31 protein-coding genes are annotated in these 25994 nt (G+C 63.8%); 13 read left to right on the top strand and 18 right to left on the bottom strand.

Going from position 1 to position 25994, the window contains the following annotated elements; all coding sequences use genetic code 11:
* Positions 1–45: 45 nt before the first annotated feature.
* On the bottom strand, positions 46–906 hold the full coding sequence (locus OH705_RS04765) for an AraC family transcriptional regulator (RefSeq protein ID WP_256586239.1): 861 nt from the start codon (positions 904–906) through the stop codon (positions 46–48).
* Between the two features lie 299 nt (positions 907–1205).
* Between OH705_RS04765 and dkgB the strand changes: the two genes are divergently transcribed.
* Both dkgB and OH705_RS04755 read left to right on the top strand, forming a co-directional pair.
* Positions 1206–2009 carry a 2,5-didehydrogluconate reductase DkgB gene (gene dkgB / locus OH705_RS04760; protein WP_094011398.1) on the top strand — a complete coding sequence of 268 codons (804 nt, stop codon included), beginning with the start codon at positions 1206–1208 and terminating at the stop codon, positions 2007–2009.
* A gap of 58 nt (positions 2010–2067) precedes the next feature.
* Entirely contained in the window at positions 2068–3249 is a 1182-nt protein-coding gene (locus OH705_RS04755; protein ID WP_094011397.1) for an MFS transporter, read from the top strand.
* 72 nt (positions 3250–3321) lie between these two features.
* Here OH705_RS04755 and ahpF read toward each other — a convergent pair whose 3' ends face one another.
* From ahpF to OH705_RS04720, 7 genes are all read right to left on the bottom strand, one after another.
* Positions 3322–4884 carry an alkyl hydroperoxide reductase subunit F gene (gene ahpF, locus OH705_RS04750; protein WP_110604506.1) on the bottom strand — a complete coding sequence of 521 codons (1563 nt, stop codon included), beginning with the start codon at positions 4882–4884 and terminating at the stop codon, positions 3322–3324.
* A gap of 125 nt (positions 4885–5009) precedes the next feature.
* Positions 5010–5573 carry an alkyl hydroperoxide reductase subunit C gene (ahpC, locus tag OH705_RS04745; RefSeq protein ID WP_023631141.1) on the bottom strand — a complete coding sequence of 188 codons (564 nt, stop codon included), beginning with the start codon at positions 5571–5573 and terminating at the stop codon, positions 5010–5012.
* 256 nt (positions 5574–5829) lie between these two features.
* Positions 5830–7185, bottom strand: coding sequence for a glutathione-disulfide reductase (gene gorA / locus OH705_RS04740; protein WP_267301185.1), 1356 nt, complete (start codon positions 7183–7185; stop codon positions 5830–5832).
* Positions 7186–7283: 98 nt separating this feature from the next.
* On the bottom strand, positions 7284–8123 hold the full coding sequence (gene galU, locus OH705_RS04735) for a UTP--glucose-1-phosphate uridylyltransferase GalU (RefSeq protein ID WP_023631140.1): 840 nt from the start codon (positions 8121–8123) through the stop codon (positions 7284–7286).
* Positions 8124–8355: 232 nt separating this feature from the next.
* Positions 8356–9270: a c-type cytochrome gene (locus OH705_RS04730; protein WP_104445171.1), complete on the bottom strand. Its 915-nt coding sequence runs from the start codon at positions 9268–9270 to the stop codon at positions 8356–8358.
* Entirely contained in the window at positions 9267–9917 is a 651-nt protein-coding gene (locus tag OH705_RS04725) for a c-type cytochrome (RefSeq protein ID WP_267301181.1), read from the bottom strand. Before OH705_RS04725 ends, OH705_RS04730 begins: the two co-directional genes overlap by 4 nt.
* A gap of 145 nt (positions 9918–10062) precedes the next feature.
* The gene (locus tag OH705_RS04720; RefSeq protein ID WP_023631137.1) at positions 10063–10422 is read right to left on the bottom strand and encodes a hypothetical protein; all 360 of its coding nucleotides are present in this window, start codon (positions 10420–10422) and stop codon (positions 10063–10065) included.
* Positions 10423–10583: 161 nt separating this feature from the next.
* Between OH705_RS04720 and OH705_RS04715 the strand changes: the two genes are divergently transcribed.
* The 4 genes from OH705_RS04715 to OH705_RS04700 all read left to right on the top strand — a co-directional run bounded on the left by OH705_RS04715 (position 10584) and on the right by OH705_RS04700 (position 12777).
* Positions 10584–10886 carry a DUF1883 domain-containing protein gene (locus OH705_RS04715; RefSeq protein ID WP_023631136.1) on the top strand — a complete coding sequence of 101 codons (303 nt, stop codon included), beginning with the start codon at positions 10584–10586 and terminating at the stop codon, positions 10884–10886.
* A gap of 7 nt (positions 10887–10893) precedes the next feature.
* Entirely contained in the window at positions 10894–11064 is a 171-nt protein-coding gene (locus tag OH705_RS04710) for a hypothetical protein (RefSeq protein ID WP_094011390.1), read from the top strand.
* A gap of 35 nt (positions 11065–11099) precedes the next feature.
* Positions 11100–12173 carry an NAD(P)H-dependent flavin oxidoreductase gene (locus OH705_RS04705; protein WP_267301180.1) on the top strand — a complete coding sequence of 358 codons (1074 nt, stop codon included), beginning with the start codon at positions 11100–11102 and terminating at the stop codon, positions 12171–12173.
* Between the two features lie 91 nt (positions 12174–12264).
* A complete protein-coding gene (locus OH705_RS04700; RefSeq protein WP_094011388.1) occupies positions 12265–12777 on the top strand; it encodes an isochorismatase family protein in 513 nt (170 codons plus the stop codon).
* Between the two features lie 82 nt (positions 12778–12859).
* Here OH705_RS04700 and OH705_RS04695 read toward each other — a convergent pair whose 3' ends face one another.
* The 4 genes from OH705_RS04695 to OH705_RS04680 form a co-directional block, all read right to left on the bottom strand.
* The gene (locus tag OH705_RS04695) at positions 12860–12997 is read right to left on the bottom strand and encodes a PA0050 family protein (protein ID WP_023630031.1); all 138 of its coding nucleotides are present in this window, start codon (positions 12995–12997) and stop codon (positions 12860–12862) included.
* A 49-nt stretch (positions 12998–13046) separates the two neighbouring features.
* Entirely contained in the window at positions 13047–13190 is a 144-nt protein-coding gene (locus OH705_RS04690) for a PA0050 family protein (protein WP_023630030.1), read from the bottom strand.
* A gap of 240 nt (positions 13191–13430) precedes the next feature.
* On the bottom strand, positions 13431–15629 hold the full coding sequence (locus OH705_RS04685; protein ID WP_267301178.1) for an OsmC domain/YcaO domain-containing protein: 2199 nt from the start codon (positions 15627–15629) through the stop codon (positions 13431–13433).
* Between the two features lie 127 nt (positions 15630–15756).
* A complete protein-coding gene (locus tag OH705_RS04680; RefSeq protein ID WP_023630028.1) occupies positions 15757–16101 on the bottom strand; it encodes a hypothetical protein in 345 nt (114 codons plus the stop codon).
* A gap of 141 nt (positions 16102–16242) precedes the next feature.
* Here OH705_RS04680 and OH705_RS04675 point away from each other — a divergent pair, with 141 nt between their 5' ends.
* Positions 16243–16923 carry a phytanoyl-CoA dioxygenase family protein gene (locus OH705_RS04675; protein ID WP_094011387.1) on the top strand — a complete coding sequence of 227 codons (681 nt, stop codon included), beginning with the start codon at positions 16243–16245 and terminating at the stop codon, positions 16921–16923.
* Here the strand turns inward: OH705_RS04675 and OH705_RS04670 are convergent.
* The gene (locus OH705_RS04670) at positions 16910–17113 is read right to left on the bottom strand and encodes a DUF1289 domain-containing protein (protein WP_023631435.1); all 204 of its coding nucleotides are present in this window, start codon (positions 17111–17113) and stop codon (positions 16910–16912) included. The two genes, OH705_RS04675 and OH705_RS04670, sit on opposite strands and share 14 nt — an antisense overlap.
* Before the next feature lie 153 nt (positions 17114–17266).
* On the opposite strand from OH705_RS04670, the gene OH705_RS04665 reads away from it, so the two are divergent.
* From OH705_RS04665 to nhaA, 4 genes are all read left to right on the top strand, one after another.
* Entirely contained in the window at positions 17267–17719 is a 453-nt protein-coding gene (locus OH705_RS04665) for a thiol-disulfide oxidoreductase DCC family protein (RefSeq protein WP_104445170.1), read from the top strand.
* Between the two features lie 23 nt (positions 17720–17742).
* A complete protein-coding gene (locus OH705_RS04660) occupies positions 17743–18099 on the top strand; it encodes a DoxX-like family protein (RefSeq protein ID WP_267301243.1) in 357 nt (118 codons plus the stop codon).
* A 92-nt stretch (positions 18100–18191) separates the two neighbouring features.
* Positions 18192–19907 carry a S8/S53 family peptidase gene (locus OH705_RS04655; RefSeq protein ID WP_267301242.1) on the top strand — a complete coding sequence of 572 codons (1716 nt, stop codon included), beginning with the start codon at positions 18192–18194 and terminating at the stop codon, positions 19905–19907.
* A gap of 434 nt (positions 19908–20341) precedes the next feature.
* Positions 20342–21544, top strand: coding sequence for a Na+/H+ antiporter NhaA (gene nhaA / locus OH705_RS04650; RefSeq protein WP_038707571.1), 1203 nt, complete (start codon positions 20342–20344; stop codon positions 21542–21544).
* 183 nt (positions 21545–21727) lie between these two features.
* Here nhaA and OH705_RS04645 read toward each other — a convergent pair whose 3' ends face one another.
* The 4 genes from OH705_RS04645 to OH705_RS04630 all read right to left on the bottom strand — a co-directional run bounded on the left by OH705_RS04645 (position 21728) and on the right by OH705_RS04630 (position 24118).
* Positions 21728–22492 (bottom strand): SDR family oxidoreductase, encoded by a 765-nt coding sequence (locus OH705_RS04645; protein ID WP_094011383.1) that lies wholly within the window; start codon positions 22490–22492, stop codon positions 21728–21730.
* 256 nt (positions 22493–22748) lie between these two features.
* Positions 22749–23165 carry a DUF6691 family protein gene (locus tag OH705_RS04640; RefSeq protein WP_094011382.1) on the bottom strand — a complete coding sequence of 139 codons (417 nt, stop codon included), beginning with the start codon at positions 23163–23165 and terminating at the stop codon, positions 22749–22751.
* A gap of 1 nt (position 23166) precedes the next feature.
* On the bottom strand, positions 23167–23592 hold the full coding sequence (locus tag OH705_RS04635) for a YeeE/YedE family protein (RefSeq protein ID WP_023629269.1): 426 nt from the start codon (positions 23590–23592) through the stop codon (positions 23167–23169).
* A gap of 274 nt (positions 23593–23866) precedes the next feature.
* Positions 23867–24118 (bottom strand): hypothetical protein, encoded by a 252-nt coding sequence (locus OH705_RS04630; protein WP_267301172.1) that lies wholly within the window; start codon positions 24116–24118, stop codon positions 23867–23869.
* Between OH705_RS04630 and OH705_RS04625 the strand changes: the two genes are divergently transcribed.
* Entirely contained in the window at positions 24093–24518 is a 426-nt protein-coding gene (locus OH705_RS04625) for a potassium channel family protein (RefSeq protein ID WP_267301171.1), read from the top strand. The genes OH705_RS04630 and OH705_RS04625 overlap by 26 nt on opposite strands.
* Before the next feature lie 169 nt (positions 24519–24687).
* Positions 24688–25254, top strand: coding sequence for a GNAT family N-acetyltransferase (locus OH705_RS04620; protein WP_023629267.1), 567 nt, complete (start codon positions 24688–24690; stop codon positions 25252–25254).
* A gap of 87 nt (positions 25255–25341) precedes the next feature.
* On the opposite strand, the gene OH705_RS04615 is transcribed toward OH705_RS04620, so the two are convergent.
* Entirely contained in the window at positions 25342–25986 is a 645-nt protein-coding gene (locus OH705_RS04615) for a hypothetical protein (RefSeq protein ID WP_267301170.1), read from the bottom strand.
* Positions 25987–25994: the final 8 nt, after the last annotated feature.

The raw sequence follows: 25994 nt of genomic DNA, 5'->3' as shown, positions 1-25994 counted from the left end.
TGCAAGGACTGCAGAAGCGGGCTCGTCTGCACTCGGCCTTGGCGCTCAGCGTATCGGCACGTAGATATCCGTCTGCCATTGTTCCAGCGGCGTCTGCGGATAGATGCTCAGGTAGTGGAAGAACAGCGGATGATCGCGCAACTCCTCGCCACTGCCCGGTAGCCAATCACGATAGATCGGGTAGATCGTCTCGCCGATATGATCCGGCGAGCCGACATGCCGCACCACCGCGCAGCGCCCCGCAGGCAGGCTCGACTCCCGCACGCCCTGAACGTTCGGCACCACGGCCTCGTGGATTTCCCCGCAGATGGCAAAGCGGAAGTCTTCCGGCGCGGTAGTGTCCGGATTATTGTAGGGGATGCCGAAGCTGCGGCTGCTGGCCACGGGCGATTGCCCGCTGCTCATGCGCCAGTCGATAAACCGGCGCACGCTTTCGCTGACCTGGCTCGGCGGCCCCCGATGTTCGAGCGCGGCAAGGCGCACGGCGGCGAAATCGACGATTCGTACCTGCATGGTGATGCTCCTGGAAAAATGAGGAATGGCAAACACCGTATTCCATACCTGCCAGTCCGGCCGGCGGCGAAACGCGCTGGGCGCATGCCCAAAGGCCCGCCTGAACGCCCTGCTGAATGCCTCGGGGCTTTCGAACCCCGCCGCCAGGGCCGCGTCCAGCACCGAGTGTTCGGGCTGGCCGAGCAACCGATGCGCGGCACGGCGCAGGCGCATCAGTTGCACATAACGGGCAACCGGGACACCCACATAGGCACTGAACTGACGGTGAAAATGAAACGCCGAAAAATGTGCCACAGCGCTCAAGGTTTCCACCGACAGGTCACCTTCAAGGTTGTCCTCGATATAGGCAAGCACGGTCTCGAACCGCTGCTGGTAAAGGGCATTGACTGACAAATCAGGTTGCTCCTGGAAATACGGCAGGCCACAGCTTCGTCGATCCTGCCATGACCCCGCCTAGCCGCACTTGCTCAATCACAACATTCTCAGGTAGTCCTGGCCTGGCCGCGATCACCAGCAAAGCCGGTGCTATCCAGCGTATCTGCCGCACGCGTGTACGCCATTATTGTCACGCTCTGATCACAACCCAACCCCGCATTCATGACTCCAGCTCAAAGGACCTTGTTTTGCCGAGGCCTTAATCAATCCCGCCGAACCGCGCACACTGCAAGCATTCACTCGACAGGAGCACATCCATGAGCATTCCATCCTTTGGCCTGGGTACCTTCCGCCTCACCGGCCAGGCCGTCATCGACTCGGTCAAGTCGGCGCTGGAGCTGGGCTACCGCGCCATCGACACCGCGCAGATCTACAAGAACGAGGCCGAGGTCGGCCAGGCCATCGCCGAAAGCGGCGTGCCGCGCGACGAATTGTTCATCACCACCAAGATCTGGGTCGACAACTACGCCGCCGACAAACTGATCCCCAGCTTGCGCGAGAGCCTGGCCAAGCTGCGCACCGAGCATGTCGACCTGCTGCTGATCCACTGGCCCGCACCAGGCAATGGCGTCGAGCTGCCCGAATACATGCAGGCCCTGGCCGAGGCCAAGCGCCAGGGCCTGACCCGCCAGATCGGCATCTCCAACTTCAACATCGAACTGACCCGCCAGGCCATCGCCGTGGTCGGCCAGGGCGAGATCGCCACCAACCAGATCGAGCTCAGCCCGTACCTGCAAAACCGCAAGCTCAGCGCCTTCCTCGCGGAACAAGGCATCACCACAACCTCCTACATGACCCTGGCCTATGGCAAGGTCCTGAAGGATCCGCTGCTGGCGCAAATCGCCGCCAAGCACAAGGCCACCGTGGCCCAGGTGGCCTTGGCCTGGGCATTGCAACTGGGCTACGCGGTGATCCCTTCATCGACCAAGCGCGAGAACCTGGCCAGCAACCTGCTCGCCCAGAGCCTGCGCCTGGACGCCGACGACATGGCGCGCATCGCCACCCTGGAGCGCGACGGCCGTGAAGTCAGCCCGGACGGCCTGGCGCCGGCCTGGGACTGATATCCTTCGGGCATGGAGGCCCACCTCCCTGATTTCAACCGCTTTTTCGGAGCTCCCAATGAGCACGCTTTCCCCCGGACGGGTGCTGTTCGCCCTGGCCATCGGCGCCTTCGGCATCGGCACCACCGAGTTCACCCCCATGGGCCTGCTGCCGGTGATCGCCGACGGCGTCGGTGCCAGCATTCCCAGCGCCGGCATGCTGATCACCGCCTATGCCATCGGCGTCATGGTCGGCGCGCCGATCATGACCTTGCTGTTCAGCCGCTTCGGCAAGCGTGCCGCGCTGATGATGCTGATGGGCATCTTCACCCTCGGCAACCTGCTGTCGGCGCTGTCGCCGGACTACTACACCCTGCTTGTCTCGCGCCTGATCACCAGCCTCAACCATGGCGCCTTCTTCGGCCTGGGCGCGGTGGTGGCCGCCAGCGTGGTGCCCCGGGACAAGCAGGCCAGCGCGGTGGCCACCATGTTCATGGGCCTGACCATCGCCAACATCGGCGGTGTGCCAGCCGCCACCTGGCTCGGCCAGCAGGTCGGCTGGCGCATGGCCTTTGCCGGCACCGCAGTGCTCGGCCTGCTGGCCATCGCCGCCCTGTGGTATGCGCTGCCCAAGGGCGAGCGCGGCAACGTGCCCCATGTCCGCAAGGAGCTGGCGGTAATCGCCCGTCCCAACGTGCTGCTGGCCATGGCCACCACCGTGCTCGGCGCAGGCGCCATGTTCACCCTGTACACCTATGTCGCGCCGGTGCTCGCCGAGCTGACCGGCGCCTCCGCCAGTTTCGTCACCCTCGGCCTGGTGCTGATTGGCGTCGGCTTCACCCTGGGCAACAGCCTGGGTGGCAAGCTGGCCGACTGGTCGCTGGACGGTGCCGCAAGGATCTTCCTCGGCGCACTGGCGGCGATCATGTTGCTGATGCCGCTGGTACTGGGCAGCCATGTCGGCGCGGCGCTCGCGCTGCTGGTCTGGGGGGTATTCACCTTCGCCGTGGTTCCGCCGCTGCAGATGCGGGTGATGATCGCCGCGGCCGAAGCGCCGGGGCTGGCGTCGTCGATCAATGTCGGCGCGTTCAACCTGGGCAATGCCGTGGGCGCGGCTCTGGGTGGCGCGGTGATCAGCCTGGACCTGGGTTACGCGGCGGTGCCGATGGCCGGTGGCCTGCTGGCGGCGACCGGGTTGCTGCTGGTGTGGCTGGGCGGGCGTGGCAAGGCCACCGACGAGGCCTTGGGCAAGCCGGCCTGAGACAGCCGAAACAAATTAGAACGCCGCCATCCCCAAGGGATGGCGGCGTTCTAGCGTTGCAACCGCAGGCGGTCAGGCCGGGGCCGAAGTGCGGATCAAGTGATCGAAGGCGGCCAGCGAAGCCTTGGCGCCCTCGCCCACGGCGATGACGATCTGCTTGTACGGCACCGTGGTCACGTCACCGGCGGCGAACACACCCGGGATGCTGGTCTGGCCCTTGGCGTCGACGATGATCTCGCCGCGCGGCGACAGCTCCACGGTGCCCTTGAGCCAGTCGGTGTTGGGCAGCAAGCCGATCTGCACGAAGATGCCTTCCAGCGCCAGGTCATGCAGCGCCTCGGTGCTGCGGTCCTTGTAGCGCAGGCCGGTGACCTTTTCACCGTCGCCGACCACTTCGGTGGTCAGCGCGCTGGTGATCACCTTGACGTTCGGCAGGCTGTGCAGCTTGCGCTGCAACACGGCGTCGGCACGCAGCTTGCTGTCGAACTCGATCAGGGTCACCTGGGCAACGACACCAGCCAGGTCGATGGCCGCTTCCACGCCGGAGTTGCCGCCACCGATCACCGCCACGCGCTTGCCCTTGAACAGCGGGCCGTCGCAGTGCGGGCAGTAGGCCACGCCGCGAGCGCGGTATTGCTGCTCGCCCGGCACGTTCATTTCACGCCAGCGGGCACCGGTAGCCAAGATTACGGTCTTGGCCTTGAGCGAGGCGCCGCCGGCCAAGCGCACTTCGTGCAGGCCGCCGTCGCCGGCCGGGATCAACGCTTCGCCGCGCTGCAGGTTCATGATGTCGACGTCGTACTGCTTGACGTGTTCTTCCAGGGCCGTGGCCAGCTTCGGCCCTTCGGTTTCCTGAACCGAAATGAAGTTCTCGATGGCCAGGGTGTCGAGCACCTGGCCGCCGAAACGCTCGGCAGCAACACCGGTACGGATGCCTTTGCGCGCGGCGTAGATCGCTGCAGCGGCACCGGCCGGGCCACCGCCGACCACCAGCACGTCGAAGGCGTCCTTGGCATTGATCTTCTCGGCCTGGCGGGCGCCGGCATTGGTGTCGATCTTGCCAAGAATCTCTTCCAGGCCCATGCGGCCCTGGCCGAACACTTCGCCGTTCAGGTAGATGCTCGGCACGGCCATGACCTTGCGGGCTTCAACTTCATCCTGGAACAACGCGCCGTCGATGGCGACGTGGCGCACATTGGGGTTGAGCACCGCCATCAGGTTCAGCGCCTGGACCACGTCCGGGCAGTTCTGGCACGACAGCGAGAAGTAGGTCTCGAAGGTGAACTCGCCTTCCAGCGCCTGGATCTGCTCGATCACTTCGGCACTGGCCTTGGAGGGATGGCCACCGACTTGCAGCAGCGCCAGCACCAGGGAGGTGAATTCGTGGCCCATGGGGATGCCGGCGAAGCGCAGGCTGATATCAGACCCCGGGCGGTTCAGCGAGAACGAAGGGCGACGGGTGTCGGCGCCGTCCGCGCTGAAGGTAATCAGGTTCGACAGGCCGGCGATTTCCACCAGCAGGTCGTGCAATTCGCGGGACTTCGCGCCGTCGTCGAGGGAGGCAACGATCTCGATCGGCTGGGTGACCCGCTCCAGGTAGGTTTTCAGTTGCGATTTAAGCGTGGCGTCCAACATACGGGCGATTCCTTTTTCAAAACTCAGATACAAAAACGCCCAGGCGAGGTCGCCCGGGCGTTTTTACGGGGCGGTAACTGCTTCAGCTTTGGCGGCTGTCTACCGCCCGCGGGGTGTGCATCGACTTAGATCTTGCCGACCAGGTCCAGCGACGGTGCCAGAGTGGCTTCGCCTTCTTTCCACTTGGCCGGGCAGACTTCGCCTGGGTGAGCGGCAACGTACTGGGCAGCTTTGACTTTACGCAGCAGCTCGGCAGCATCGCGGCCTACACCACCGTCGTTCAGTTCGACGATCTTGATCTGGCCTTCCGGGTTGATCACGAAGGTACCGCGATCGGCCAGGCCGGCTTCCTCGATCAGCACGTCGAAGTTGCGCGAGATGACGTGGGTCGGGTCACCGATCAGTGGGTACTTGATCTTGCCGATGGTGTCCGAAGTGTCGTGCCAGGCTTTGTGGGTGAAGTGGGTGTCGGTGGACACGCCGTAGATTTCCACGCCCAGTTTCTGGAACTCGGCGTAGTTGTCGGCCAGGTCGCCCAGTTCGGTCGGGCAGACGAAAGTGAAGTCGGCCGGGTAGAAGAATACGACGGACCACTTGCCTTTCAGGTCGGCTTCGCTGACCTGGACGAACTCGCCGTTGTGGTAGGCGGTGGCGTTGAACGGTTTGACCTGGCTGTTGATGATAGGCATGAGAGACGCTCCTTCATGGATTGAATTTCAATGGGTTGAAATCAGTTGACGGAGAGAATCCTAACCGCTGGTCCCGTTAAAGGCTCATTGGCAAAGCTCATGCTTGCGATTGGTTTTGGCTATAAGGCGGGATTATTAATAGAAGGGATTGGGCTGAGCAAAGGATTGCGCGGGGTCAAAAGCATCGCGGGGCAAGCCCGCTCCCACGCCCGGCGGTACCTGGCGTAAGAGCGGGCTTGCCCCGCGATAAGGCGTATCAGCGAGTGACGGTACGCATGGTCACGAATTCTTCGGCGGCGGTCGGGTGCACGCCGATGGTTTCGTCGAACTGCTGCTTGGTCGCCCCGGCTTTCAGGGCGATACCCAGCCCCTGGATGATTTCACCGGCATCCGGGCCGACCATGTGGCAACCCAGGACCTTGTCAGTCTTGGCGTCGACCACCAGCTTCATCAGGGTCTTCTCCTGGATGTCGGTGAGGGTCAGCTTCATCGCCCGGAAGCGGCTCTCGAAGATCTGCACCTTGTGCCCGGCGGCCAGCGCCTGCTCCTCGGTCAGGCCCACGGTGCCGATCGGCGGCTGGCTGAACACCGCGGTCGGGATGTTCTGGTAATCGACAGGACGGTACTGCTCAGGCTTGAACAGACGACGGGCCACGGCCATGCCTTCGGCCAGGGCCACCGGCGTCAGTTGCACCCGGCCGATCACATCGCCGATGGCCAGTATCGAAGGCTCGGTGGTCTGGAACTGCTCATCGACTCGGATGAAACCACGCGGATCCAGCTCCACCCCGGTGTTTTCCAGGCCCAGGTTGTCCAGCATCGGCCGCCGACCGGTGGCGTAGAAGATGCAATCGGCCACCAGCTCGCGACCATCCTTGAGGGTGGCCTTGAGGCTGCCGTCATCGAGTTTGTCGATGCGCTGGATATCGGCGTTGAACTGAAGGTCCATGCCGCGCTTTTCCAGTTCTTCCTTCAGGTGCGTGCGCACCGAGCCGTCGAAACCGCGCAGGAACAGGTCGCCGCGATACAGCAACGTGGTAGCGGCGCCCAGGCCCTGGAAGATGCCGGCGAACTCCACGGCGATATAGCCACCACCCACTACCAGCACGCGACGTGGCAATGCCTTAAGGTAGAAGGCTTCGTTGGAGGTGATCGCCAGTTCCTTGCCGGGGATGTCGGGCACCTGTGGCCAGCCACCGGTGGCGATCAGGATGGTGGCCGCCGTGTAGCGCTGGCCCTCGACCTCCACTTCATTGGCGCCGGTGATCCGGGCATGTCCCTGCAGCAGGGTGACGCCACTGTTGACCAGCAAGTTGCGATAGATGCCGTTGAGGCGCTCGATCTCGCGGTTCTTGTTGGCGATCAGCGTACCCCAGTCGAAATGGCCCTCCTCGAGGGTCCAACCGAAGCCCGCGGCCTGTTCCAGCTCGTCGGCCACATGGGCGCCGTACACCAGCAGTTTCTTCGGCACGCAGCCGACGTTGACGCAGGTGCCCCCCAGGTAACGGCTCTCGGCCACCGCCACCCTGGCACCGAAGCCCGCGGCGAATCGCGCCGCGCGCACACCGCCGGAACCGGCGCCAATCACGAACAGATCAAAATCGTAGGCCATGCATTCAGTCTCCTAGGCAGGCGCCCAGCATAGCGCCGTTACCTGCCACAGACAAAAAAGCCACCCCGAAGGGTGGCTCCTGGACCTGCCGGGCGAACTCAGTACGCCTTGCCGGTCTTGTAGTAGTTCTCGAAGCAGAAGTTGGTCGCGTCGATGTAACCCTCGGCGCCACCGCAGTCGAAACGCTTGCCCTTGAACTTGTAGGCGATCACGCAGCCATCCTTGGCCTGCTGCAGCAGGGCGTCGGTGATCTGGATCTCGCCGCCCTTGCCAGGCTCGGTATTGGCGATGATGTCGAAGATGTCCGGGGTCAGGATGTAGCGACCGATGATCGCCAGGTTCGACGGCGCGTCTTCGGGCTTGGGCTTCTCGACCATGTTGGTCACGCGGTAGATGTCGTCACGGATCATTTCGCCGGCGATCACACCGTACTTGTTGGTTTCCTGCGGGTCGACTTCCTGAATGGCAACGATCGAGCAGCGGTACTGCTTGAACAGCTTGACCATCTGGGTCAATACGCCGTCACCCTCCGGGTTGACGCACAGGTCGTCAGCCAGCACCACGGCGAACGGCTCGTCGCCGATCAGCGGGCGGCCAGTCAGGATCGCGTGGCCCAGGCCTTTCATTTCGGTCTGGCGGGTGTAGGAGAACGAGCACTCGTCGAGCAGGCGACGGATGCCGACCAGGTACTTCTCCTTGTCGGTGCCCTTGATCTGGTTTTCCAGCTCGTAGCTGATGTCGAAGTGGTCTTCCAGGGCGCGCTTGCCACGGCCGGTGACGATGGAGATCTCGCTGAGGCCAGCGTCCAGCGCTTCTTCAACGCCATACTGGATCAGTGGCTTGTTGACCACCGGCAGCATTTCCTTGGGCATGGCTTTGGTAGCGGGCAGGAAGCGGGTGCCGTAACCGGCTGCCGGGAACAAGCATTTCTTGATCATATACGTCCTTAACAAGGGCTTTGCGTACGAAATTCGGCGCAGTCTAATCAGGCGGCGGTCACCTTACAATGCCCCCCGCGCTGGCCGATGCCATCATAGAGATATTCCAGTGTAGATAGTTCCGGACGGCCGTGAATTTTAAGCGCCTGGCGGCGTCATGGCGGGGCAAGCCCGCCCCCACGATCATCCCTTGCCGGGCGTGGGGGCGGGCTTGCCCCGCGAGGGTTTCGGCTCAACCGCCGATCCCCTGCCCGATCAACACGCCATCGACTTTCTGCCCATAGAGGTTAACCCCGTCATTGGCATGGAACTTCAGCCGGGTCTTCTCGATAGAGCCCTCGACCAGGCGCGGATCCTGCGGCCGCTCATGGCGATTGATCCAGGCTGCCACGTCCCAGGCCTGCTGGTCGCTCAGGCTACCGGGCTTGCCCAATGGCATGTTGTACTTGATGAACGACGCCGCCGTATTGATCCGGTGCATGCCAGCCCCCCAGTTGTACGAGTCCTTGCCCCACAACGGCGGCATCACGTAGTCCCCGGCCACCTTCTGCCCTTCGCCGTTACCGCCGTGGCAGATCGCGCATTGTTGGTCATACACCTGCTCGCCGCGCTTGAAGTCGTAGCCATCCTTTGGCTTCGGCACTTCCGGGTAGCCGCGACCGGCGATCTCCACCCCCGTCGGCGCCTGGGTCGACAGCCAGTAGGCATAGACGCTCAACGCGGTCATCTGCGGGCTGTCGGCCGCCGGCGGCTTGCCGTTCATGCTGAAGCTGAAACAGCCCTGGATGCGTTCGGCGAAGGTGTTGACCTTGTCGTTTTTCTTGCGATACGCCGGATACATCGGATAGGCGCCCCAAAGCGGCGCGGAATGGAACAGGCGGCCCTGGTCGAGGTGGCAGTTGCTGCAGTTCAGGCCATTGCCGACGGCTTCGGGCATCAGCCTGCGGGTATCGACGAACAGCGCATGCCCTTCACGGACCATCTTGCCAAAGGCGTTGTCCGGAATGGCGCTTTCCGCGGGCGGTACGAATTGCGGGGCCGCCTGCACGCCCGGCACCTTGAGCTGGGACTGGTCTTCCATGGCGATAGGGGTGGCCTGGGCAGCGCCCATGGCCAACAGCAACAGGCTTGGCATAAGGGTTTTCATGGCTTGGCCTCCTGGCTCGCCGGCTGTGCGAAGTAGTCGGCAACCGCCTTGACCTCGGCATCGGTCATCGCTTTGGCGACATCCACCATCAGCTGGTTGGGGTCGTTGCTGCGGCTGCCATCGCGCCAGGCGTTGAGCTGTGCCACCAGGTAGCCGGCCGGCTGCCCGGCCAACGGCGGGAAGTGCTCGCCGACACCGCTGCCACCCGGGCCATGGCACTGCACGCAACCGGGAATCTTGCGGCTCCAGTCGCCATAGAGGGCCAGGCGAGCCACCGGATTGGTGGCAATCTGCTGACGCCGCGTGTCAGGTGCGGGATCGGCTGGCAGCGTGGCCAGGTAGGCGCTGATCGCTTCGATTTCCGCATCGTCCAGGGCCTTGGCCAGTGGTTCCATCACCGCCTGCTTGCGGCTGCCACTGCGAAAGTCCTGCAATTGCTTGCTCAGATAACCGGCAGGCAAGCCGGCCAAGCGGGGAAAGCCGGCGGCGGCGATGCCTTTGCCGTCCGGGCCATGGCAGCCGAGGCAGGCCATGGCGGCGGGATTCTGCCCGCCCTGGTTGAAGATTTTCTGGCCGTCGGCAGCGTGCGCCGAGGGCCAGGCCAAGATCAGCAGGCTGCCGATCACGACATGGCTCAGGGGTTTCATCACGGAGGCTCCATTTCCTTGTTATAAGCTTAGGCTCAAACGATATAAGCCCAGAAATACTAGGCCTATTCCCCGGCCTGCGACAACGTGCCGCCGGGAAGGAAAATGGCAATACGCCAGCTAATTACCGATTAACTGAGCTGGATCAAGAACCGGAGATGCATTGGGTTGCGGCAGTGCGCACGTCGCCCAGGCGCAGCGGGAAGTTGTTCAACCGCTCGTAGACCTTGATCGCGCTGCCGCTGCCGCGCTTGTCGATATCGAGCAGCGCTGCCGGGCCGACGCCAGCCGTAAGCTTCTGCGGCACGGTCAGGCGCAGGTTTTCCCCGCGCACCTCCTCCTGCAACGGATCGCGCGTTTCAGCCAGCTTGCGCTTCACGCAGTCGGCGTATTCACGTGGCGTCTTGCCAGAGATCACGTCCAAGGTGGCGTGGGACTGCTCGAGTTCCGTCACGCTGACACAGCCTCCCAATGCCAGCACCGCTGCCGCTACTACCCATTTCATGCACACACTCTCCAACTTCAAAGTCATCCTCTGACCACGTCCAGGCGTTTTTGCTCCCACGTCTGGCGGAAATCTCCTTGGCTTGGTCAGCCCGGGCGCAAGTGTAACCTCACATCGTGATATCTTTCGCGTTTGCAGAAACAATCCTTGCGGAGCGCCCCATGAAATTCGTACACCAGCGCGAACACCTGAACGAGGACGATATCGTCGTCATCGAGTGTTCCCAGCGCTGCAACATCCGCCTGATGAACGACGCCAACTTCCGCAGCTTCAAGAATGGCGGCCGGCATACCTACCACGGCGGCCACTTCGAGAAATTCCCGGCGAAGATCACCGTTCCCAGCACCGGTTTCTGGAACATCACCATCGACACCGTGACCACCCGCCCGATCTCCGTGACGCGCAAGCCAAGCCTGACCCACAAGATCAAGATCATTCGTCGCTCGTCGTCGAAACTCGGATGAGGCCAGCATGACCCAGACCATCAAGTACGTGATCAAGTACAAGCTCGACGGCGAACGCCGCTGGGATTTCGCCCTGATGCCCGACGCCTCCCTGGAGCAGGCGCAGGAAGCCCTGCGCAAGATCCATGGCGACGACGCTGACAAGATCAGCGACATCCAGGTCAGCAAGGCCCTGTAGCTACTCTGGATCCCACCGCACTCAAGGAGTCGCCCATGAGCACCTGGCAAGACCGCCGCATCCTCGATTTGCTTGGCATCGAGCTGCCCATCCTCCAGGCGCCCATGGCCGGCGCCACCGGCTCAGCCATGGCCATCGCCGTCGGTAATGCCGGGGGCCTGGGCGCCCTGCCCTGCGCCATGCTCTCCAGCGAGCAGTTGCGCGGCGAAATCGACACCTTCCGCGCCGCCTGCCAGGGTCCGCTCAACCTGAACTTCTTCTGCCATCAACCGCCGGCGCCAGACCCCGAGCAAGACGCTCGCTGGAAACAGGCGCTAAAGCCCTTCTACGATGAAGTCGGCGCGGACTTCGAGGCGCCGACGCCGGTGTCCAATCGCGCGCCCTTTGACGAACAAAGCTGCAAGCTGGTGGAGGAACTGCGCCCGGAAGTGGTCAGCTTCCACTTCGGCCTGCCAGCGCCGGCGCTGCTGCAGCGGGTCAAGGCGGCAGGCGCCAGGGTGCTGTCCAGCGCCACCACGGTGGAGGAAGCGATCTGGCTGGAACAGCATGGCTGCGACGCGATCATCGCCATGGGCTATGAGGCCGGCGGCCATCGCGGCATGTTCCTCAGCAACGACATCACCAGCCAGATCGGCACCTTCGCCCTGGTGCCGCAGATCGTCGATGCGGTGAACCTGCCGGTGATCGCGGCAGGCGGCGTGGCCGATCACCGCGGCCTGCTCGCCGCCCTGGCCCTGGGCGCCTCGGCCGTGCAGATCGGCACCGCCTACCTGTTCTGCCCCGAGGCCAAGGTGTCATCTGCACACCGCCGCGCCCTGGACAACGCCCCCGCCAGCGATACCGCGCTGACCAACCTGTTCACCGGCCGCCCGGCCCGCGGCATCAACAACCGCCTCATGCGCGAGCTGGGCCCGATGAGCGCCCTCGCCCCGCGTTTCCCGTTGGCCGGCGGCGCGCTGATGCCGCTGCGCGCGATCACCGACCCGCAAGGCAACAGTGATTTCAGCAACCTGTGGTCCGGGCAGGCATTGCGCCTGGGAAGGCATATGGGTGCAGAGTCACTGACCCGCGAAATTGCAGGCGAGGCCCTCAAGCGGATTGTCCGGTGAACGCGCCACGTTGATAGAGAGGCCCTTGCCGCAATAAACCGGCGTGCGGCGGTATACTCGCCAGCTTTCGAACCTCGCCCGGGAAACCGCCATGCAGCAAGTCCTGCTCATCGTCGATGTGCAATCCACCTTCAGCCCTTCCGAGAAACTGGTGGACGGCATCCGCGTGTTGTCCGCGCACATCCCCACGATCGCTTCGGTCGAACTGCACGACGAGCAGGTCACACCTTTCCAGCGCCAGCTCGGTTGGCACCCGGCCAGCGAGGACGTGGCCCTGGTCGAGGCGGACAAGGTGTTCATCAAGCATGGCTACGGCCAGAGCGCCGAGACACTCGACTACATCAAAAGCCTCGGCGTCGAGCGTGTGTTGGTCTGCGGGCTGCAGACCGAGACCTGCGTGCTGGCCGCAGGCTTCGCCCTGTTCGATGCGGGGCTTACCCCGACACTGGTCACCGACCTGACCATGGGTTCCTCGCTGGACCGCTCCGGGCAGTTGGGCATCGACCTGTGGAAGCACCATTTCGGTCATGTCACCACCGCCGCCGAGGTGCTGGCCGGGCTGCACGATCAGCGAGATGTTCCAAGCCCCTCGAATACGCAGTGATCGGTGCGCAGCCAGCCCGGCCTGGTTTTCGCCCGTTATCCGCCGCGCAAGCTCGCGCCTGCCGTCTCAGGCGGCCATGGAATCAAGGGCACTCGCAGGTCGAAGGCCCGAACACGGGTCCCGCGCAAGGGTCTGTGCCCGGGCCGAACACCGGGCACGACGCCTGGGCCGTCACGGAAAAGCCCCACAGCAGCAGTACAGCCAACATGACTTTCTTCATGGGTAACCTCCTGGTCAATGATTGATGCTTCCCTGCACTTTCACTGTGATCAGCGCTCGCACACGCAGGTCGTCGGGCCCAGCACCGGGCCGGCACAAGGGTCCTCCCAGGGTCCCAGTACCGCGCAGTCGGCCTGCGCTGTCATCGAGCACATCCACAGCAGTATCGCGCCAGCCAGCATTTTCCTGTTCATCCAACCCTCCTTGGGCCCATCCCTGACGATCTTTTCCCAACGGGCGGCAACCGCTCGCCGGGCCAGCAACAGCTAAGACCAACCCTGTGGATTGCGCCACTGTGGTGCATCGTCGCGGTTGGAGTTATGGAAAGTGACCAGGATAAGCCCGGGTCGTGCAGCAACTGCCCCAGCCCCGGTGCAAGCCGCTGTCCCAAAAAGAAAGGGCCGCTTAGGCGGCCCTTGGCATCCAAGACATGATCAACTGTTCAACACGGCCGCTCTCGCCCGTGCGGCATGCAGCTTTTTGTAGCTCTCGACCAGACGCAGGTGACGGTCAAGCCCTTCGAGCCCCATGCTGGTGGGGGTCAAGCCATGGAAACGCACGCTGCCATCCACCGAGCCCAGCACCGCGTCCATCCGCTCATTGCCGAACATGCGGCGCAAGTTGGCCTCGTAGTCGGCCATCTCCAGCTCATCGTCCAGCACCACCTCCAGCACCACGTTCAGCGCCTGGTAGAACAGCCCGCGCTCGACGGTGTTGTCGTTGAACTGCAGGAACATCTCGACCAGCTCCTTGGCGTCCTCGAAGCGCTGCAGTACCAGGTGAATCAGCAGTTTCAGCTCGAGGATGGTCAGCTGGCCCCACACCGTGTTGTCGTCGAACTCGACGCCGATCAGCGTGGTGATGGTGGTGTAGTCGTCCACCTCGGCATTGTCCAGACGCTTGAGCAGCAGCTTCAGCGAGCGGTTGTCCAGCTTGTGCAGGTTGAGGATGTCGGCACGGAAACCCAGCGCCCGGTTGGTGTTGTCCCAGATCAGGTCCTCGACCGGGTAGATCTCCGAATAACCCGGCACCAGGATGCGGCAGGCGGTGGCGCCAAGGTCGTCGTACACGGCCATGTACACCTCCTTGCCCAGGTCCTCGAGAATGCCGAACAGCGTCTGCGCCTCCTGCTGGTTGGAGTCCTCGCCGTGGCCCGAGAAGTCCCACTCGACGAACTCGAAGTCGGCCTTGGCGCTGAAGAAGCGCCACGACACCACGCCGCTGGAGTCGATGAAGTGCTCGACGAAGTTGTTCGGTTCAGTTAGCGCGAGGCTGTCAAAGGTCGGCTGCGGCAGATCGTTCAGGCCCTCGAAACTGCGCCCCTGGAGCAGCTCGGTCAGGCTGCGTTCCAGCGCCACCTCGAAGCTCGGATGGGCACCGAACGAAGCGAACACGCCGCCGGTGCGCGGGTTCATCAGGGTCACGCACATCACCGGGAACTCACCGCCCAGCGACGCGTCCTTGACCAGCACCGGGAAGCCCTGCTCCTCCAGCCCCTGGATGCCGGCGACGATGCCCGGGTACTTGGCCAGTACCTCCTGCGGCACGTCCGGCAGGCACAGCTCGCCTTCGAGGATCTCGCGCTTGACCGCCCGCTCGAAGATCTCCGACAGGCACTGCACCTGCGCCTCGGCCAGGGTGTTGCCGGCGCTCATGCCGTTGCTCAGGTACAGGTTCTCGATCAGGTTGGACGGGAAGTACACCGTCTGGCCGTCCGACTGGCGCACGAACGGCAGCGAGCAGATACCGCGCTCCTTGTTGCCCGAGTTGGTGTCGTACAGGTGCGAGCCGCGCAGCTCGCCGTCGGGGTTGAAGACCTGCAGGCAGTAATCATCGAGGATCTCGGCCGGCAGCGCGTCCTTGGGCCCAGGCTTGAACCACTGCTCGTTGGGGTAATGCACGAACGCGGCGTTGGCGATGTCCTCGCCCCAGAACTGGTCGTTGTAGAAGAAGTTGCAGTTCAAGCGCTCGATGAACTCACCCAGCGCCGAGGCCAGCGCCGCTTCCTTGGTGGCGCCCTTGCCGTTGGTGAAGCACATAGGCGACTGCGCGTCGCGCACGTGCAGCGACCAGACGTTGGGCACGATGTTGCGCCACGAGGCGATCTCGATCTTCATCCCCAGCTCCGCCAGCAGGGCAGACATGTTGGCGATGGTCTGCTCCAGCGGCAGGTCCTTGCCCGGGATGTAGGTGGTGGTGTCCGACACCGGCATCAGCAATGCCTGGGCATCGGCGTCGAGGTTGTCGACCTGCTCGATGATGAACTCGGGGCCGGTCTGCACCACTTTCTTTACGGTGCAACGGTCGATGGAGCGCAGGATGCCCTGGCGGTCCTTCTCGGATATGTCCTCGGGCAGCTCGACCTGGATCTTGAAGATCTGGTTGTAGCGGTTCTCGGGGTCGACGATGTTGTTCTGCGACAGGCGGATATTCTCGGTCGGAATGTCGCGGGTCTGGCAGTACAGCTTGACGAAGTACGCCGCGCACAGGGCCGACGAGGCCAGGAAGTAGTCGAACGGCCCCGGGGCCGAGCCGTCACCCTTGTAGCGGATCGGCTGGTCGGCGATCACCGTGAAGTCGTCGAACTTGGCTTCGAGACGGAGGTTGTCGAGAAAATTGACCTTGATTTCCATGCGAGGGGGTACCAGGAAGCGGGCGAAAATGGCGGGTATTATCCGGGATTCGTCGGCGAATGTCTTGGCATACCGCCTGACGAGCCGCAACGGGGCGCGCGAGGATCTTTCATGGCTTCGCCAGCCCCTACTCCGCCCGGAAGCTCCAGACGATCTCGACCACCCGCGAAGCCAGCACCAGGTAAAGCAAACACAGGATCACCTGCAATGCCGTGTGGTAAGGCAGCTTGGCCAGCCGGTGCAAGGTATCGCTGACGTTCAGCAGCAACAGCAGCGCCGACACCAGGATCAGCCCCCAGCCAGTGAAACTCGACACCCACAAGCCCAGCAGGATCTGCTGGTCACCGTGAATCGCCTCGGTGCCTGCGGCGAACAGCAGCGCGCACACCAGCAGGTTCTTCAAGTTGTCGAACACTTTGGCGCTGAGGTCGGCGTCGAGCAGTGCCAGGTACTTTTGCCAGAGTCTGCGCATGGGCCTCTCCCACGGGATACAGGTGATGTGCGCAAGTCTAGAAGTGATTGGCCAAGTGCACGCTACCCGTGACGCTCGCAAAAGCCGGCCAGGCTCACTACCCTTGGCCAACACACGACTGACAGGGATAGCGAGAGTGCCATGCCCCATCACCAACAGCTGCACCAGGCGGGCTATGCCCTGCTCCGCCAGGCGATCCCGACACAATGGCTGGACGAGCTGCGTCGGCTATTCGAGGCTGGGGTGAAACCCTCGGAGGACTGGCCGGTGCCCCGCGCCAGGGACTGGCGTCATGCGCAACTGGATGGCGCAGCAGCGGTCCAGGCCGTTTGCCGCTTGCCGCAGGTGCTGGCAGCGGTTGGCGCGTTGATCGGCGAAAGGTTCTTCCTCTACCAGGTCGAGGGGCGCGCCCCCGTTGCCGGGGGTGGCCATCAACGCCTGCACCGTGACCTGTCGGCGCAGCGCCCGGGCGACACGGTGGGGGTGATGGTCTACCTGGACGATTACGGCCCGGACAACGGAGCCACCCGTATCGTCCCCTGCAGCCATCGCCCCGCCCCGGACGCGCCACCTTTCGACTTCAGTGACGAATCACGCAGCGTCCAGCTTTCCGGGCGAGCGGGCGACGCCCTGGTGTTCGATGTCGACCTGGTACATGCCGGCAGCCTGAATGCCAGCGGTGCACCGCGCCGCGCGCTGCTGATCGGTTATGCCGCCGACCCGCTGTATGCCGTGTTCGAGGAAACCGCGCATCTGCGTGGCGTCCAAATGGACACACAGCAACGCTTCGAACCCTCGGACTACCCGTTCACGACGCCATGACCTGGCGCTTGGCGTTCTTCTTGACGATAGCCTTCATACGCGCCGCCGCGCGCTGCACGGTCGCCATCTTCTCCGGGCGCTTCATGCCGCGCCATTTACGGATCTCGTCCCGGGTCCGGCCACAGCTGACGCACAGCTCGCTGTTGAGCTGGCATAGCGAGATGCACGGATTATCGATGTCTTTGGCCATGGGGCACTCCGCTGACGGGCGCGTATCATACCGGCTTTGGCCAAGGGGTGCAGGCCAGGGCCTTTGCAGGTGATCCACCCACCGCGCGTACATGCCCCTTCGCCTGCCTGACCGCTATACAATACCGGCCCACCGCCTGAACGGAATCAAGCCATGCCCGCTGCCCTGAAACGCCCTACCCCTGCGCCACTGCTTGCGCCAGGAGAAACCGTCTTGCTGTTCGACGGTGTGTGCAAGCTGTGTAATGGCTGGGCGAAATTCGTGATCCGCCATGATCGCCATCAACGCATCCGCCTGGCCACGGTGCAGTCAGCGCAAGGCCAGGCGCTGCTCGCCTGGGCGGGCCTGCCGCTAGCGGCGTTCGACACCATAGCGGTGATCCGTGACCAGAACTGCTGGGTGCGCTCCGCGGCGTTTTTCGAAATCACCCGGCAACTGCCCGGCGCCTGGCCACTGCTACGGGTACTGCGCATCTGCCCGCAGGGACTACGGGACTGGCTGTACGATCGTGTGGCACTCAATCGCTATCGCCTGTTCGGCAAGCACGACCAATGCCTGCTGCCGAGCCCGGACCACCAGCGACGCTTTCTCCAGGGCCAGCCATGAACCGCCTGCGCCAGGTGCACTGACTGGCGCGCGCCAGCCTGGCGTTCATCTTCGCCTACCACGGGCTGGTGCCCAAGCTGCTGTTGCTCAGCCCCGGTGAGCAGTTGTTGTTGCAGGCTCACGGACTGGGGCACGCAGCCTGGCTGTCACAAATTGCCGGCGTAGCTGAACTGGTACTCGCCGCACTGCTGCTGATGCCGAGCCTGGCCTGGCCGTTGCTGGTCGCCGCGGGCGTGCTGCTTGGGCTGCTGGTGGATGTGGCGGTGATGCAGCCGTCGATGCTGGTGGACGCCTTCAACCCGGTCTCGCTGAACGTGGCAGGCATGGCACTGTGCGCCGTGGCGTGGGCCTCAAGGCAGGGCCATACCTCTGACAGCTGAACGAAGCGCCCTGCGCAGCAGTCGGAACTGCAGGCCCTCAGCAAGGAAACCGCCCCATGGCCGCACTGCTCGCCGCCTTCATCACCCTGTTCATGCTGATCGCAGGCGCGATGGCACAGGCGTCGGAAGGCTTGCGTATCGAAAGCCTGAAGCGTTGCGGTGACCTGCTGGACACCCGGCGCCAAGACTGGTGCCTGACCGTCCGGGGGCTGAGCGCCCAGCCGCCGACACTGAAACTCGGCGACAAGACGATCCCCTCCAGCGCGGTGGTGCGCGAAGGGGATCGGCTACGCCTGCGGCTGGACAGCAGCGAGCGGCAAAGCGGCCCGCTCTGGCTTGAACATGGCACGCGCACCAGCAACGCTGTATGGCTGACACTGCGCAACAGTCACGTACTGGCCGCAGGGCCAGACGAAGTGGCGAGGAACATGGACGGTCTGACTACGTATGTGAACCTGGTGAGTCTGTTGATCGAGGAACGTCATGATGGTCGCCAGGAGGCTGAACGCCTGGCGGGCAAATATGGGGCCAACGTCGTCGGCAGCATTGCGCCGCTGAATCTCTATCAGTTGCGCCTGCCGGCACGCAATCTGGAGCAACGCGATGCCCTGGTGCTGCGCCTGGGCAGCGAGGCCAGCGTGGATGCGGTGGTGATCGAAGAGTCGGCGCCGGAACAGGCCGAACAGGAACGCCCCCACACCCCACCCCGGGACTCTGACGAGTGGGCGGCGAACCGCTTCCTGGACGCGGTCGATTTCTACCAGCGACGCCTGCCTGGCAAGCAGGCTGTCATCCAGCCACAGCCGCTGCGCATCGGCCTGATCGAGCGCGATGTCGACTTCGACAGCCCGGACTTTGCCGATTACCTGGGTGCGTGTGCCATTCCCCGCACGTGCCTGTACGCCCGCGACGCGGACCAGCCAGACACGCATGGCACCACGGTCGCCGGCATTCTTGCCGCCGGCTGGAACAATGGTGGCAACACCGGCTTCCTGCGCGGCCTGGAACCGGCCAGCGGCGGTTTCGAGGTGATCGTCGAGCGCAACTCCGATGCCGGTATCACGGCCAATATCGCGGCCTCGGTCAACCTCGTCGAGGACGGCGTGCGCGTGCTCAACTGGAGCTGGGGCATCCACCGCGTCGGCACCCGCAACGCCGAGGGTGACGAAGTCGACTCCTTGTTGCGCTCAGGGCTTGCCATGGGCGGCTACGAGGAATTGCTGGAAGAGTTCTTTCTCTGGCTGCGCAAGTCGCACCCCGATGTGCTGGTGGTGAACTCCGCCGGCAATGGTTCGACCTTTGCCGGCACCGACGATTACCGCCTACCCTCCTCGTTCATCACCGAGCAGTTGCTGGTGGTCGGCGGCCACCAGCGCGCCCAGGGAGGCGAGCGCGCCGTTGACGACCCGGCCTTTGCCGTCAGGCGCAGCAGCTCGAACATGGACATGCGGGTGGACATCACCGCTGCCGCCTGCGCCCACGCCTCGACCCTCGAAGCAGGGCCGCCCGGCGCAGTGCATTGCGGTACCTCCTATGCCACGCCGATGGTCACGGGCCTGGTGGCGGCGATGTTGTCGATCAACCCGAACCTGCAGCCCGAACAGGTACGCATGCTGTTGCGCCGCAGTGCCATGAGCATTGGTGACCAGCACGACTTCGAACGGATGGATGCCGAGGACCTCACCGCGCCCATCCTGCCGTCGGAGCGCGGCTATCAGCTCGGTGACAAGGATGTCGGGCGGTCGGCGCGGCTGGACATGCAAAAAGCCCTCGACCTTGCGCTGGAAAGCCGTGAGCGGGTGCGCTGACAGGTTTTCGATGGGAATGCAGGCAGCCTAGGTAACGAGTGGGCCCAAAGCGTGGGGCCCTCTGGCCATGGCCGATACCGGGCTGCCCCACCTTGACCTGGCAACATTTGGACGCAAAATGTTGACGCATTCCTGCGATCGGATAGCTAGAATGACCGCCTGGCGTGTGCTGCGTGCGCCCGGGAGCCTTCCCGAATACGGAGAACATTCATTTGTTTTCCGTGAGATTTGTCCATGTTGCACGCATGCCTCCATTCCCCATGGCCCTTCCTGCCCCGTGTCTTCACGGCGTGGGTTGCCGTGCCGCATTCCCCATCCTTCTTCTCGCCCTTCGCCGCAGTGGCACGCCCAGTCCGGAGCCAGCGTCCCGCCGTGCCCGTTGTCCGCCACGCCACTGCCATTGCGAGGGTGATGCCATGAACGAGGACCGTTACATGACTGCACCCCTTCCTACCCTCAAGCCGCGCTCCATGCTGCGTCACCTGCTGGCCACCGAAGCGGCCGGCGGCGTCTTGCTGATGTTCACCGCCGCGCTGGCCATCGTCATTGCCAACAGTCCCTGGGCCAGCGCCTACCAGCACCTGCTGCACCTGCCCGTCGGCCCGGTGCTGACCGAGAAACTCGGCCCGATGACCGTGCACATGTGGATCAACGATGGTCTGATGGCGATCTTCTTCCTGCTGGTAGGCCTGGAGATCAAGCGCGAGCTGGTCGACGGCCGCCTGGCCAGCTGGGAGCAACGCCGCCTGCCGGCACTGCCAGCACTGATGGGCATGGCCGTGCCGGCGCTCATATACCTGGCGGTGGCAGGCGGTGAACCCGGGCTGTCCAACGGCTGGGCGATCCCCGCCGCCACCGACATCGCCTTCGCCGTCGGCGCCCTGGCCCTGCTCGGACGACATGCGCCGCTGTCACTGAAGGTCATGCTGGTGTCGGTGGCGATCATCGACGACATGGGCGCGGTGGCAATCATCGCGGTGTTCTACACCTCGTCGCTGAACCTGCTGGCACTGGCTGGTGCCGCCGGCATCATCGCCATCCTGCTGGCCTGCAACCGCCTGCGCGTGGTCAGCCTGTGGCCCTACCTGATCGGCGTGGCCGCGCTGTGGTACGTGACCCTGCTGTCAGGCGTGCACGCCACCATCGCCGGCGTGGTCGGCGCCCTGTTGATCCCGTACAGCACAGGCAGCAGCGAGGCCCGCGAGGCCAGCCCGCTGCTCAAGCTGGAGCATGGCCTGGCGCCGTGGGTCGGTTTCCTCATCGTGCCGGCTTTCGGCTTTGCCAACGCCGGCGTCTCGTTCGGCGACCTGGGCCTTGACGACATCTTTGCCCCACTGCCGCTGGCCATTGCCCTGGGCCTGCTGCTGGGCAAGCAGCTCGGTGTATTCGGTGGCGTGCTGCTGGCGGTCAAGACCGGCCTGGCCAGCAAACCCCAAGGCGCCAGCTGGCTGCAGATCTACGGCGTGGCGATGCTCTGCGGTATCGGCTTCACCATGAGCCTGTTCATCGGCGAACTGGCGTTCCCGGGCCAGGCCGAGAAGATCGATGCAGCCAAGATCGGCATCTTGCTGGGCTCGTTGCTGTCGGCAGTCATCGCCTGCCTGATCCTGCGATTTGCGCCCAAGCAGGCCGATTGAAGTAGCCACGGCCCGCGCCTGCTCGACAGCTCAGTGGCTGTCGAGCAGGTGCAGAAAGGGGTCGCGGACCTTCATATTGTCACTGTGACCGACGTTGACGTGCACGCCATAGCGCCGAGCAGGCGGTGGACCTGCAATGCCGAAAAGGGTGATATGCCCCAGCATGACATATTATGGCGCGCCTCAGCCGCGCACCACCGATATCCCGCCATCCACCACCATCGCCGACCCGGTCATGAAGCTTGATGCGTCCGAGGCCAGGAACAGTGCCGCCTCGGCGATTTCCTCCGGCCTGGCCAGGCGTTTGAGGGCGTGCAACCCTTCGACATGGGCCTGGGCCTCGGGGCTGCTCATCACACTGCGGCCCATCGGCGTGTCGGTACCGCCCGGCAGCAACGCATTGGCGCGTATCCCGAGGGCACCCTGCTCCGCCGCGATGACCTGGACCAGGCCGACCAGGCCCGCCTTGCTGGCCGCATAAGCAGCCATGCCCGGCATACCCACCGCGTGGCCGACGAAGGTCGAGGTGAAGATCAGCGAGCCACCGCCACGGGCCAGCAGCGCCGGAATCTGCGCCTGGGCGCAGAGGAAAGCGCTGGTCAGGTTGGTGTGCAAGGTATGTTGCCAGGCGTCCAGCGTCAGCTCGGGAACGGCAGCCAGCTCACCGAGGGTGCCTGCATTGTTGAAGGCGATATCGAGGCCACCGAAGCGCGACACTGCCGCGTCCACCAGTTCCCTGGCCAGCGCCGCATCGGTGATGTCACCGGCCACCGTAAAGACCCGGCCGTGTCCGCCTGCCGTGATGTCCGCCGCCAACTGCTCGAGCTCAGCCTGACGCCGCGCTGTGAGCACCAGATTGGCGCCGTGCCGGGCGAACAGTTTCGCCGCCGCACGGCCGATGCCAGAGCTGGCACCGGTGATGATTGCCACTTTGCCTGCCAGTTGCATGATCTGTACCTCGTCCTGAAGGTGATTTGCAGGGTGCGCGGGTACTATCGGGTGCGGTACGGGGGGATGCTCTCCGTTTCTTGCGCACTCTGGCGCCATTGCTTATTTGCCTTGGACATTGGCATCCCAGCCCGGGTCGAGCACACACAGTGCCCCACGTGCAAAACCTGCACGGCCTCACCTCTCCATCACGCATGCCCGTGCATGGCCACATTCGCGCTCAAGTCGCGACAACTTCTTTGGTGCACTGCCTTGTTCAGTTGCGTGAAACTTCCAAGGCATTGACCAGCAGCATGCCAGCAAGCATCGCTGCCACGAACAGCCAGGCCTGCCAATACCCACCCACCAGCAGCACCAACGCAGGACCAGGGCAAATGCCGGCAAGCCCCCAGCCGGCCCCGAAGACCAGACTGCCGCCGACCAGCCGATGATCGACGTCATGCCGCGTTGGCATCTGCATCCGTCCTCCCAGCAACGCCACGGCTTGCCGCCGTGCCCACGTCATGGGCAGCAACGCCATGCCGATGGCGCCGACCATCACCAGTGCCAGCGATGGATCCCACTGCCCAGCAAGGTCGAGAAAGCCAAGGACCTTGGCAGGGTTCGCCATCCCCGACACCAACAGCCCCATGCCGAACAGGGCCCCGGCGAGGAAACCAATGAATCGCTGCATGTTAAGCACCTGCCAGGACATGACGAAGGAGAAAGACGGTGGCAAATCCGGCGCTCATGAAACACAGCGTTGCCACCGCAGAGCGTGGCGATAACCGAGCCAGCCCACACACGCCATGGCCGCTGGTGCAGCCTGCGCCATAGCGTGTGCCGATACCCACAAGCAACCCGGCCACCATTAGCGCCCAGGGCGAGGCGGTGAAATGCACAGGTGGCATCGTCGTAAACACCTGCCACAGCAGCGGCGCGACGAAGATCCCCAGCAAGAACGACGCTTTCTCGCCCCGCCCTTCTGCGCCACGCTGCAACAACGACCCGATCAGGCCACTGATACCGGCAATGCGCCCATTGGCCACGGCAAACAGCCCCGCGGCCAAACCGATCATGGCGCCGCCTGCCAAGGACGACCAAGGGGTAAAATCGTTCATGCTCAACTCCTCAAGGAATGCGACGTACGCGACTCGGGCACTAGCTCAAGGCAGGCGCCTCAACCTGGCAGCCCAGGAACCTGCGCTCATGCCAGGCAGGATCAAGCTGAGCAGTACGCAAGCGATCGCGTGGACGATAATCGTGCCACGTTACTGCAAAGGCAAATCCAGAATCCCCCGTGGCGAGCTTTCCGGGTTGCCCGGCGTAGAGCCTCTTTGGTGGTCTGCTCGACCCGGAGTATTGGAAGCGGCGCCGCCAGCGGCCTGACATTTGTCAACGGTGCAGCGTCGATTCGCCGGGTTTGACCTTTATCAATCGCCTCGCCTGCTGCAGGGATAGAAACAAGCAGCAGGACACTGTTGCGCGCGAGCGCATCATGGCCGGGGGCAGAAACAGCGCCGAGGCGGCTTGACGTTGCTGCTGCAGATCCTTCACCCCACCGGCGATACGTTGACCATCAGCATGCAGGGTCCCTGCAGCCCCGACCCGAGTAACGACAATGCTCACTGTCACGCTGATCAACATGCTGATCGTGATCCTGGTGGTCGTCATTCACTACGAATGCCTGCTGCGCTTGAATGACTGGCTACCGCGCCTGAGGCTGTGGAGTCGGTTCCGTATCGTCGCGGGGGTGTTCGGCGCGTTGTTGGCACATGCTGTGGAGGTCTGGTGCTTTGCCCTGGCCTATTACCTGATGTCCCATGCCGAGGGCTGGGGAACGCTCAGCGGTAATTTCGACGGGAGCTTCCTGGACTGCGTTTATTTTTCCTTCACCACCTACACCACCATTGGCTTCGGCGACATCGCGCCCACCGGTCACCTGAAATACCTCACTGGCCTACAGGCACTGACAGGCCTGGTGCTGATCACCTGGACCGCCTCGTTCCTGTTTCTGGAAATGCAGAAGTACTGGAAAGCCAAATGAATCCCAGCGCGAAACGCCCAGTTGCCTGGCCAGCCATCTCACCTGCTGCTGGCGGGCAGCGGCGCGATCAAGGGTGTTTTCGTACACGACCTTGATAACGGTCAAGCCTGCTTCAGGTCCACAGCCGACGCTTACCTTCCCTAGTTCAATCACTGCCGAGGATATTGCCATGCCCCCCGCCGAGACTTCACGTCAACCCTCCAAATCCATCTTTCCGACACCTGCCGGCGAGCATTGGGTCGAAGCCCTGGACAACGGCACCCACGTGCTGGTCCGGCCGCTGCAAGCCAAGGACCGGACACGCGAAAAGGCCTTCATCGAACGCTTGTCGCCCGAATCGCGGCACTTTCGCTTCCTCTGCCAGGTCAAGGAACCCAGTGACGCCCTGCTCGACCAGTTGATGAAGGTCGACGAGGACCGCCAAGCTGCTTACGTCGCCCTGGCCCACGTCGAGGGTGAATTGCAGGAAGTGGGCATTACGCGCTATGCCGCCGGTGCCGACAAGGCTGAGTGCGAGTGCGCGGTGACGGTACTCGACAGTTGGCAACATCATGGGCTAGGCCGAATCCTGCTCAGCCACCTGATCGATCACGCCAAGGCTCAGGGCTTTCGGCAGATGTACTCGATTGACTCGGCTGCCAACCAGCCAATGCGCGACCTGGCCAAGGCAGCAGGCTTCACCACGGCCGCGGACCCGGATGACCCGAGCCAGGTCATCCATCGCCTCACCCTCTGAGCCGCGCCAGGCCCAAGGCGTGGCCGCACATGGCAATCTCCCGTGCCATGTGCGGCCCCCTTCATTCATACAGCACTCACTTTGTGGTCAAGGCGTGTTCAAATTGCCTGTCTCGGGTAGCAGGTCGAACCGCGCGAGGCAACGCTGCTCGTCGGCGGCGGTCAGCGCCCGCAGGCCACTCACCTGCTGCATCGGTGTCCCGAACAACGCCAGGCGGATCACCCCATTGCGCTCCAGGAAGGTTTGCGCCAGGCAGGCACACACGGGCTTGCCAACCAACGCCGCAAGCCGCGCCTCTTCGGGTACCTGCACCTGTGCCTGCAGGTTCGCCGAGCAGTTTTCCACGATCTGCGCCACGGCGCGCCCAGCCTGCCATACCGTGGCACTGCCCAGAACCGCCAGGAGCAACAGCATGACCATCAGCGTGTTGGATTCCCGGGTGATCGCGCGCAGCAACGCCAGTCTGGCCTGCCCGCCCGTCTCCCGGCTGTTGAAGATCGCTTTGCCGACCGTACGGCGCACTCCGCGCTGCACGACCCAGCCCAGCAACGCGCACAATGCCAGCAGGCTCAGGAGCACGGCCGGATCACGCATCGGCATGCGCCAGCTGGGGCTCACGGCGCGGTAGACAGAGGCTGCCATGAGCAACGCGGCGATGGCCACGATCCAGCCAAGGCTGCCCCTGGGCCGATGCATCCAGGCCCTTAGTTTCGCTCGCGCTTTCGTGTTCATGACTACCT

This window comes from Pseudomonas sp. BJa3 (assembly GCF_026343815.1).
GTDB lineage: Bacteria > Pseudomonadota > Gammaproteobacteria > Pseudomonadales > Pseudomonadaceae > Aquipseudomonas > Aquipseudomonas soli.
The sequence above is the reverse complement of the archived record's forward strand: the minus strand, read 5'-3'. Positions and strand labels throughout refer to the sequence as shown.

Excerpts from the sequence above, each read along its gene's own strand:
- OH705_RS04680 (WP_023630028.1), bottom strand. The coding sequence starts at position 16,101 with ATGCGCAGACTCTGGCAAAAGTACCTGGCACTGCTCGACGCCGACCTC.
- OH705_RS04725 (WP_267301181.1), bottom strand. The coding sequence starts at position 9,917 with ATGAAACCCCTGAGCCATGTCGTGATCGGCAGCCTGCTGATCTTGGCC.
- OH705_RS04720 (WP_023631137.1), bottom strand. The coding sequence starts at position 10,422 with ATGAAATGGGTAGTAGCGGCAGCGGTGCTGGCATTGGGAGGCTGTGTC.
- OH705_RS04645 (WP_094011383.1), bottom strand. The coding sequence starts at position 22,492 with ATGCAACTGGCAGGCAAAGTGGCAATCATCACCGGTGCCAGCTCTGGC.
- dkgB (WP_094011398.1), top strand. The coding sequence starts at position 1,206 with ATGAGCATTCCATCCTTTGGCCTGGGTACCTTCCGCCTCACCGGCCAG.
- ahpC (WP_023631141.1), bottom strand. The coding sequence starts at position 5,573 with ATGCCTATCATCAACAGCCAGGTCAAACCGTTCAACGCCACCGCCTAC.
- OH705_RS04675 (WP_094011387.1), top strand. The coding sequence starts at position 16,243 with ATGCCCCATCACCAACAGCTGCACCAGGCGGGCTATGCCCTGCTCCGC.
- OH705_RS04625 (WP_267301171.1), top strand. The coding sequence starts at position 24,093 with ATGCTCACTGTCACGCTGATCAACATGCTGATCGTGATCCTGGTGGTC.
- OH705_RS04670 (WP_023631435.1), bottom strand. The coding sequence starts at position 17,113 with ATGGCCAAAGACATCGATAATCCGTGCATCTCGCTATGCCAGCTCAAC.
- OH705_RS04620 (WP_023629267.1), top strand. The coding sequence starts at position 24,688 with ATGCCCCCCGCCGAGACTTCACGTCAACCCTCCAAATCCATCTTTCCG.
- OH705_RS04755 (WP_094011397.1), top strand. The coding sequence starts at position 2,068 with ATGAGCACGCTTTCCCCCGGACGGGTGCTGTTCGCCCTGGCCATCGGC.
- OH705_RS04640 (WP_094011382.1), bottom strand. The coding sequence starts at position 23,165 with ATGCAGCGATTCATTGGTTTCCTCGCCGGGGCCCTGTTCGGCATGGGG.
- OH705_RS04705 (WP_267301180.1), top strand. The coding sequence starts at position 11,100 with ATGAGCACCTGGCAAGACCGCCGCATCCTCGATTTGCTTGGCATCGAG.
- OH705_RS04730 (WP_104445171.1), bottom strand. The coding sequence starts at position 9,270 with ATGAAAACCCTTATGCCAAGCCTGTTGCTGTTGGCCATGGGCGCTGCC.
- OH705_RS04710 (WP_094011390.1), top strand. The coding sequence starts at position 10,894 with ATGACCCAGACCATCAAGTACGTGATCAAGTACAAGCTCGACGGCGAA.
- OH705_RS04615 (WP_267301170.1), bottom strand. The coding sequence starts at position 25,986 with ATGAACACGAAAGCGCGAGCGAAACTAAGGGCCTGGATGCATCGGCCC.
- OH705_RS04685 (WP_267301178.1), bottom strand. The coding sequence starts at position 15,629 with ATGGAAATCAAGGTCAATTTTCTCGACAACCTCCGTCTCGAAGCCAAG.
- nhaA (WP_038707571.1), top strand. The coding sequence starts at position 20,342 with ATGACTGCACCCCTTCCTACCCTCAAGCCGCGCTCCATGCTGCGTCAC.
- OH705_RS04630 (WP_267301172.1), bottom strand. The coding sequence starts at position 24,118 with ATGTTGATCAGCGTGACAGTGAGCATTGTCGTTACTCGGGTCGGGGCT.
- gorA (WP_267301185.1), bottom strand. The coding sequence starts at position 7,185 with ATGGCCTACGATTTTGATCTGTTCGTGATTGGCGCCGGTTCCGGCGGT.
- OH705_RS04700 (WP_094011388.1), top strand. The coding sequence starts at position 12,265 with ATGCAGCAAGTCCTGCTCATCGTCGATGTGCAATCCACCTTCAGCCCT.
- OH705_RS04690 (WP_023630030.1), bottom strand. The coding sequence starts at position 13,190 with ATGAACAGGAAAATGCTGGCTGGCGCGATACTGCTGTGGATGTGCTCG.
- OH705_RS04715 (WP_023631136.1), top strand. The coding sequence starts at position 10,584 with ATGAAATTCGTACACCAGCGCGAACACCTGAACGAGGACGATATCGTC.
- OH705_RS04635 (WP_023629269.1), bottom strand. The coding sequence starts at position 23,592 with ATGAACGATTTTACCCCTTGGTCGTCCTTGGCAGGCGGCGCCATGATC.
- ahpF (WP_110604506.1), bottom strand. The coding sequence starts at position 4,884 with ATGTTGGACGCCACGCTTAAATCGCAACTGAAAACCTACCTGGAGCGG.
- OH705_RS04695 (WP_023630031.1), bottom strand. The coding sequence starts at position 12,997 with ATGAAGAAAGTCATGTTGGCTGTACTGCTGCTGTGGGGCTTTTCCGTG.
- OH705_RS04665 (WP_104445170.1), top strand. The coding sequence starts at position 17,267 with ATGCCCGCTGCCCTGAAACGCCCTACCCCTGCGCCACTGCTTGCGCCA.
- OH705_RS04655 (WP_267301242.1), top strand. The coding sequence starts at position 18,192 with ATGCTGATCGCAGGCGCGATGGCACAGGCGTCGGAAGGCTTGCGTATC.
- galU (WP_023631140.1), bottom strand. The coding sequence starts at position 8,123 with ATGATCAAGAAATGCTTGTTCCCGGCAGCCGGTTACGGCACCCGCTTC.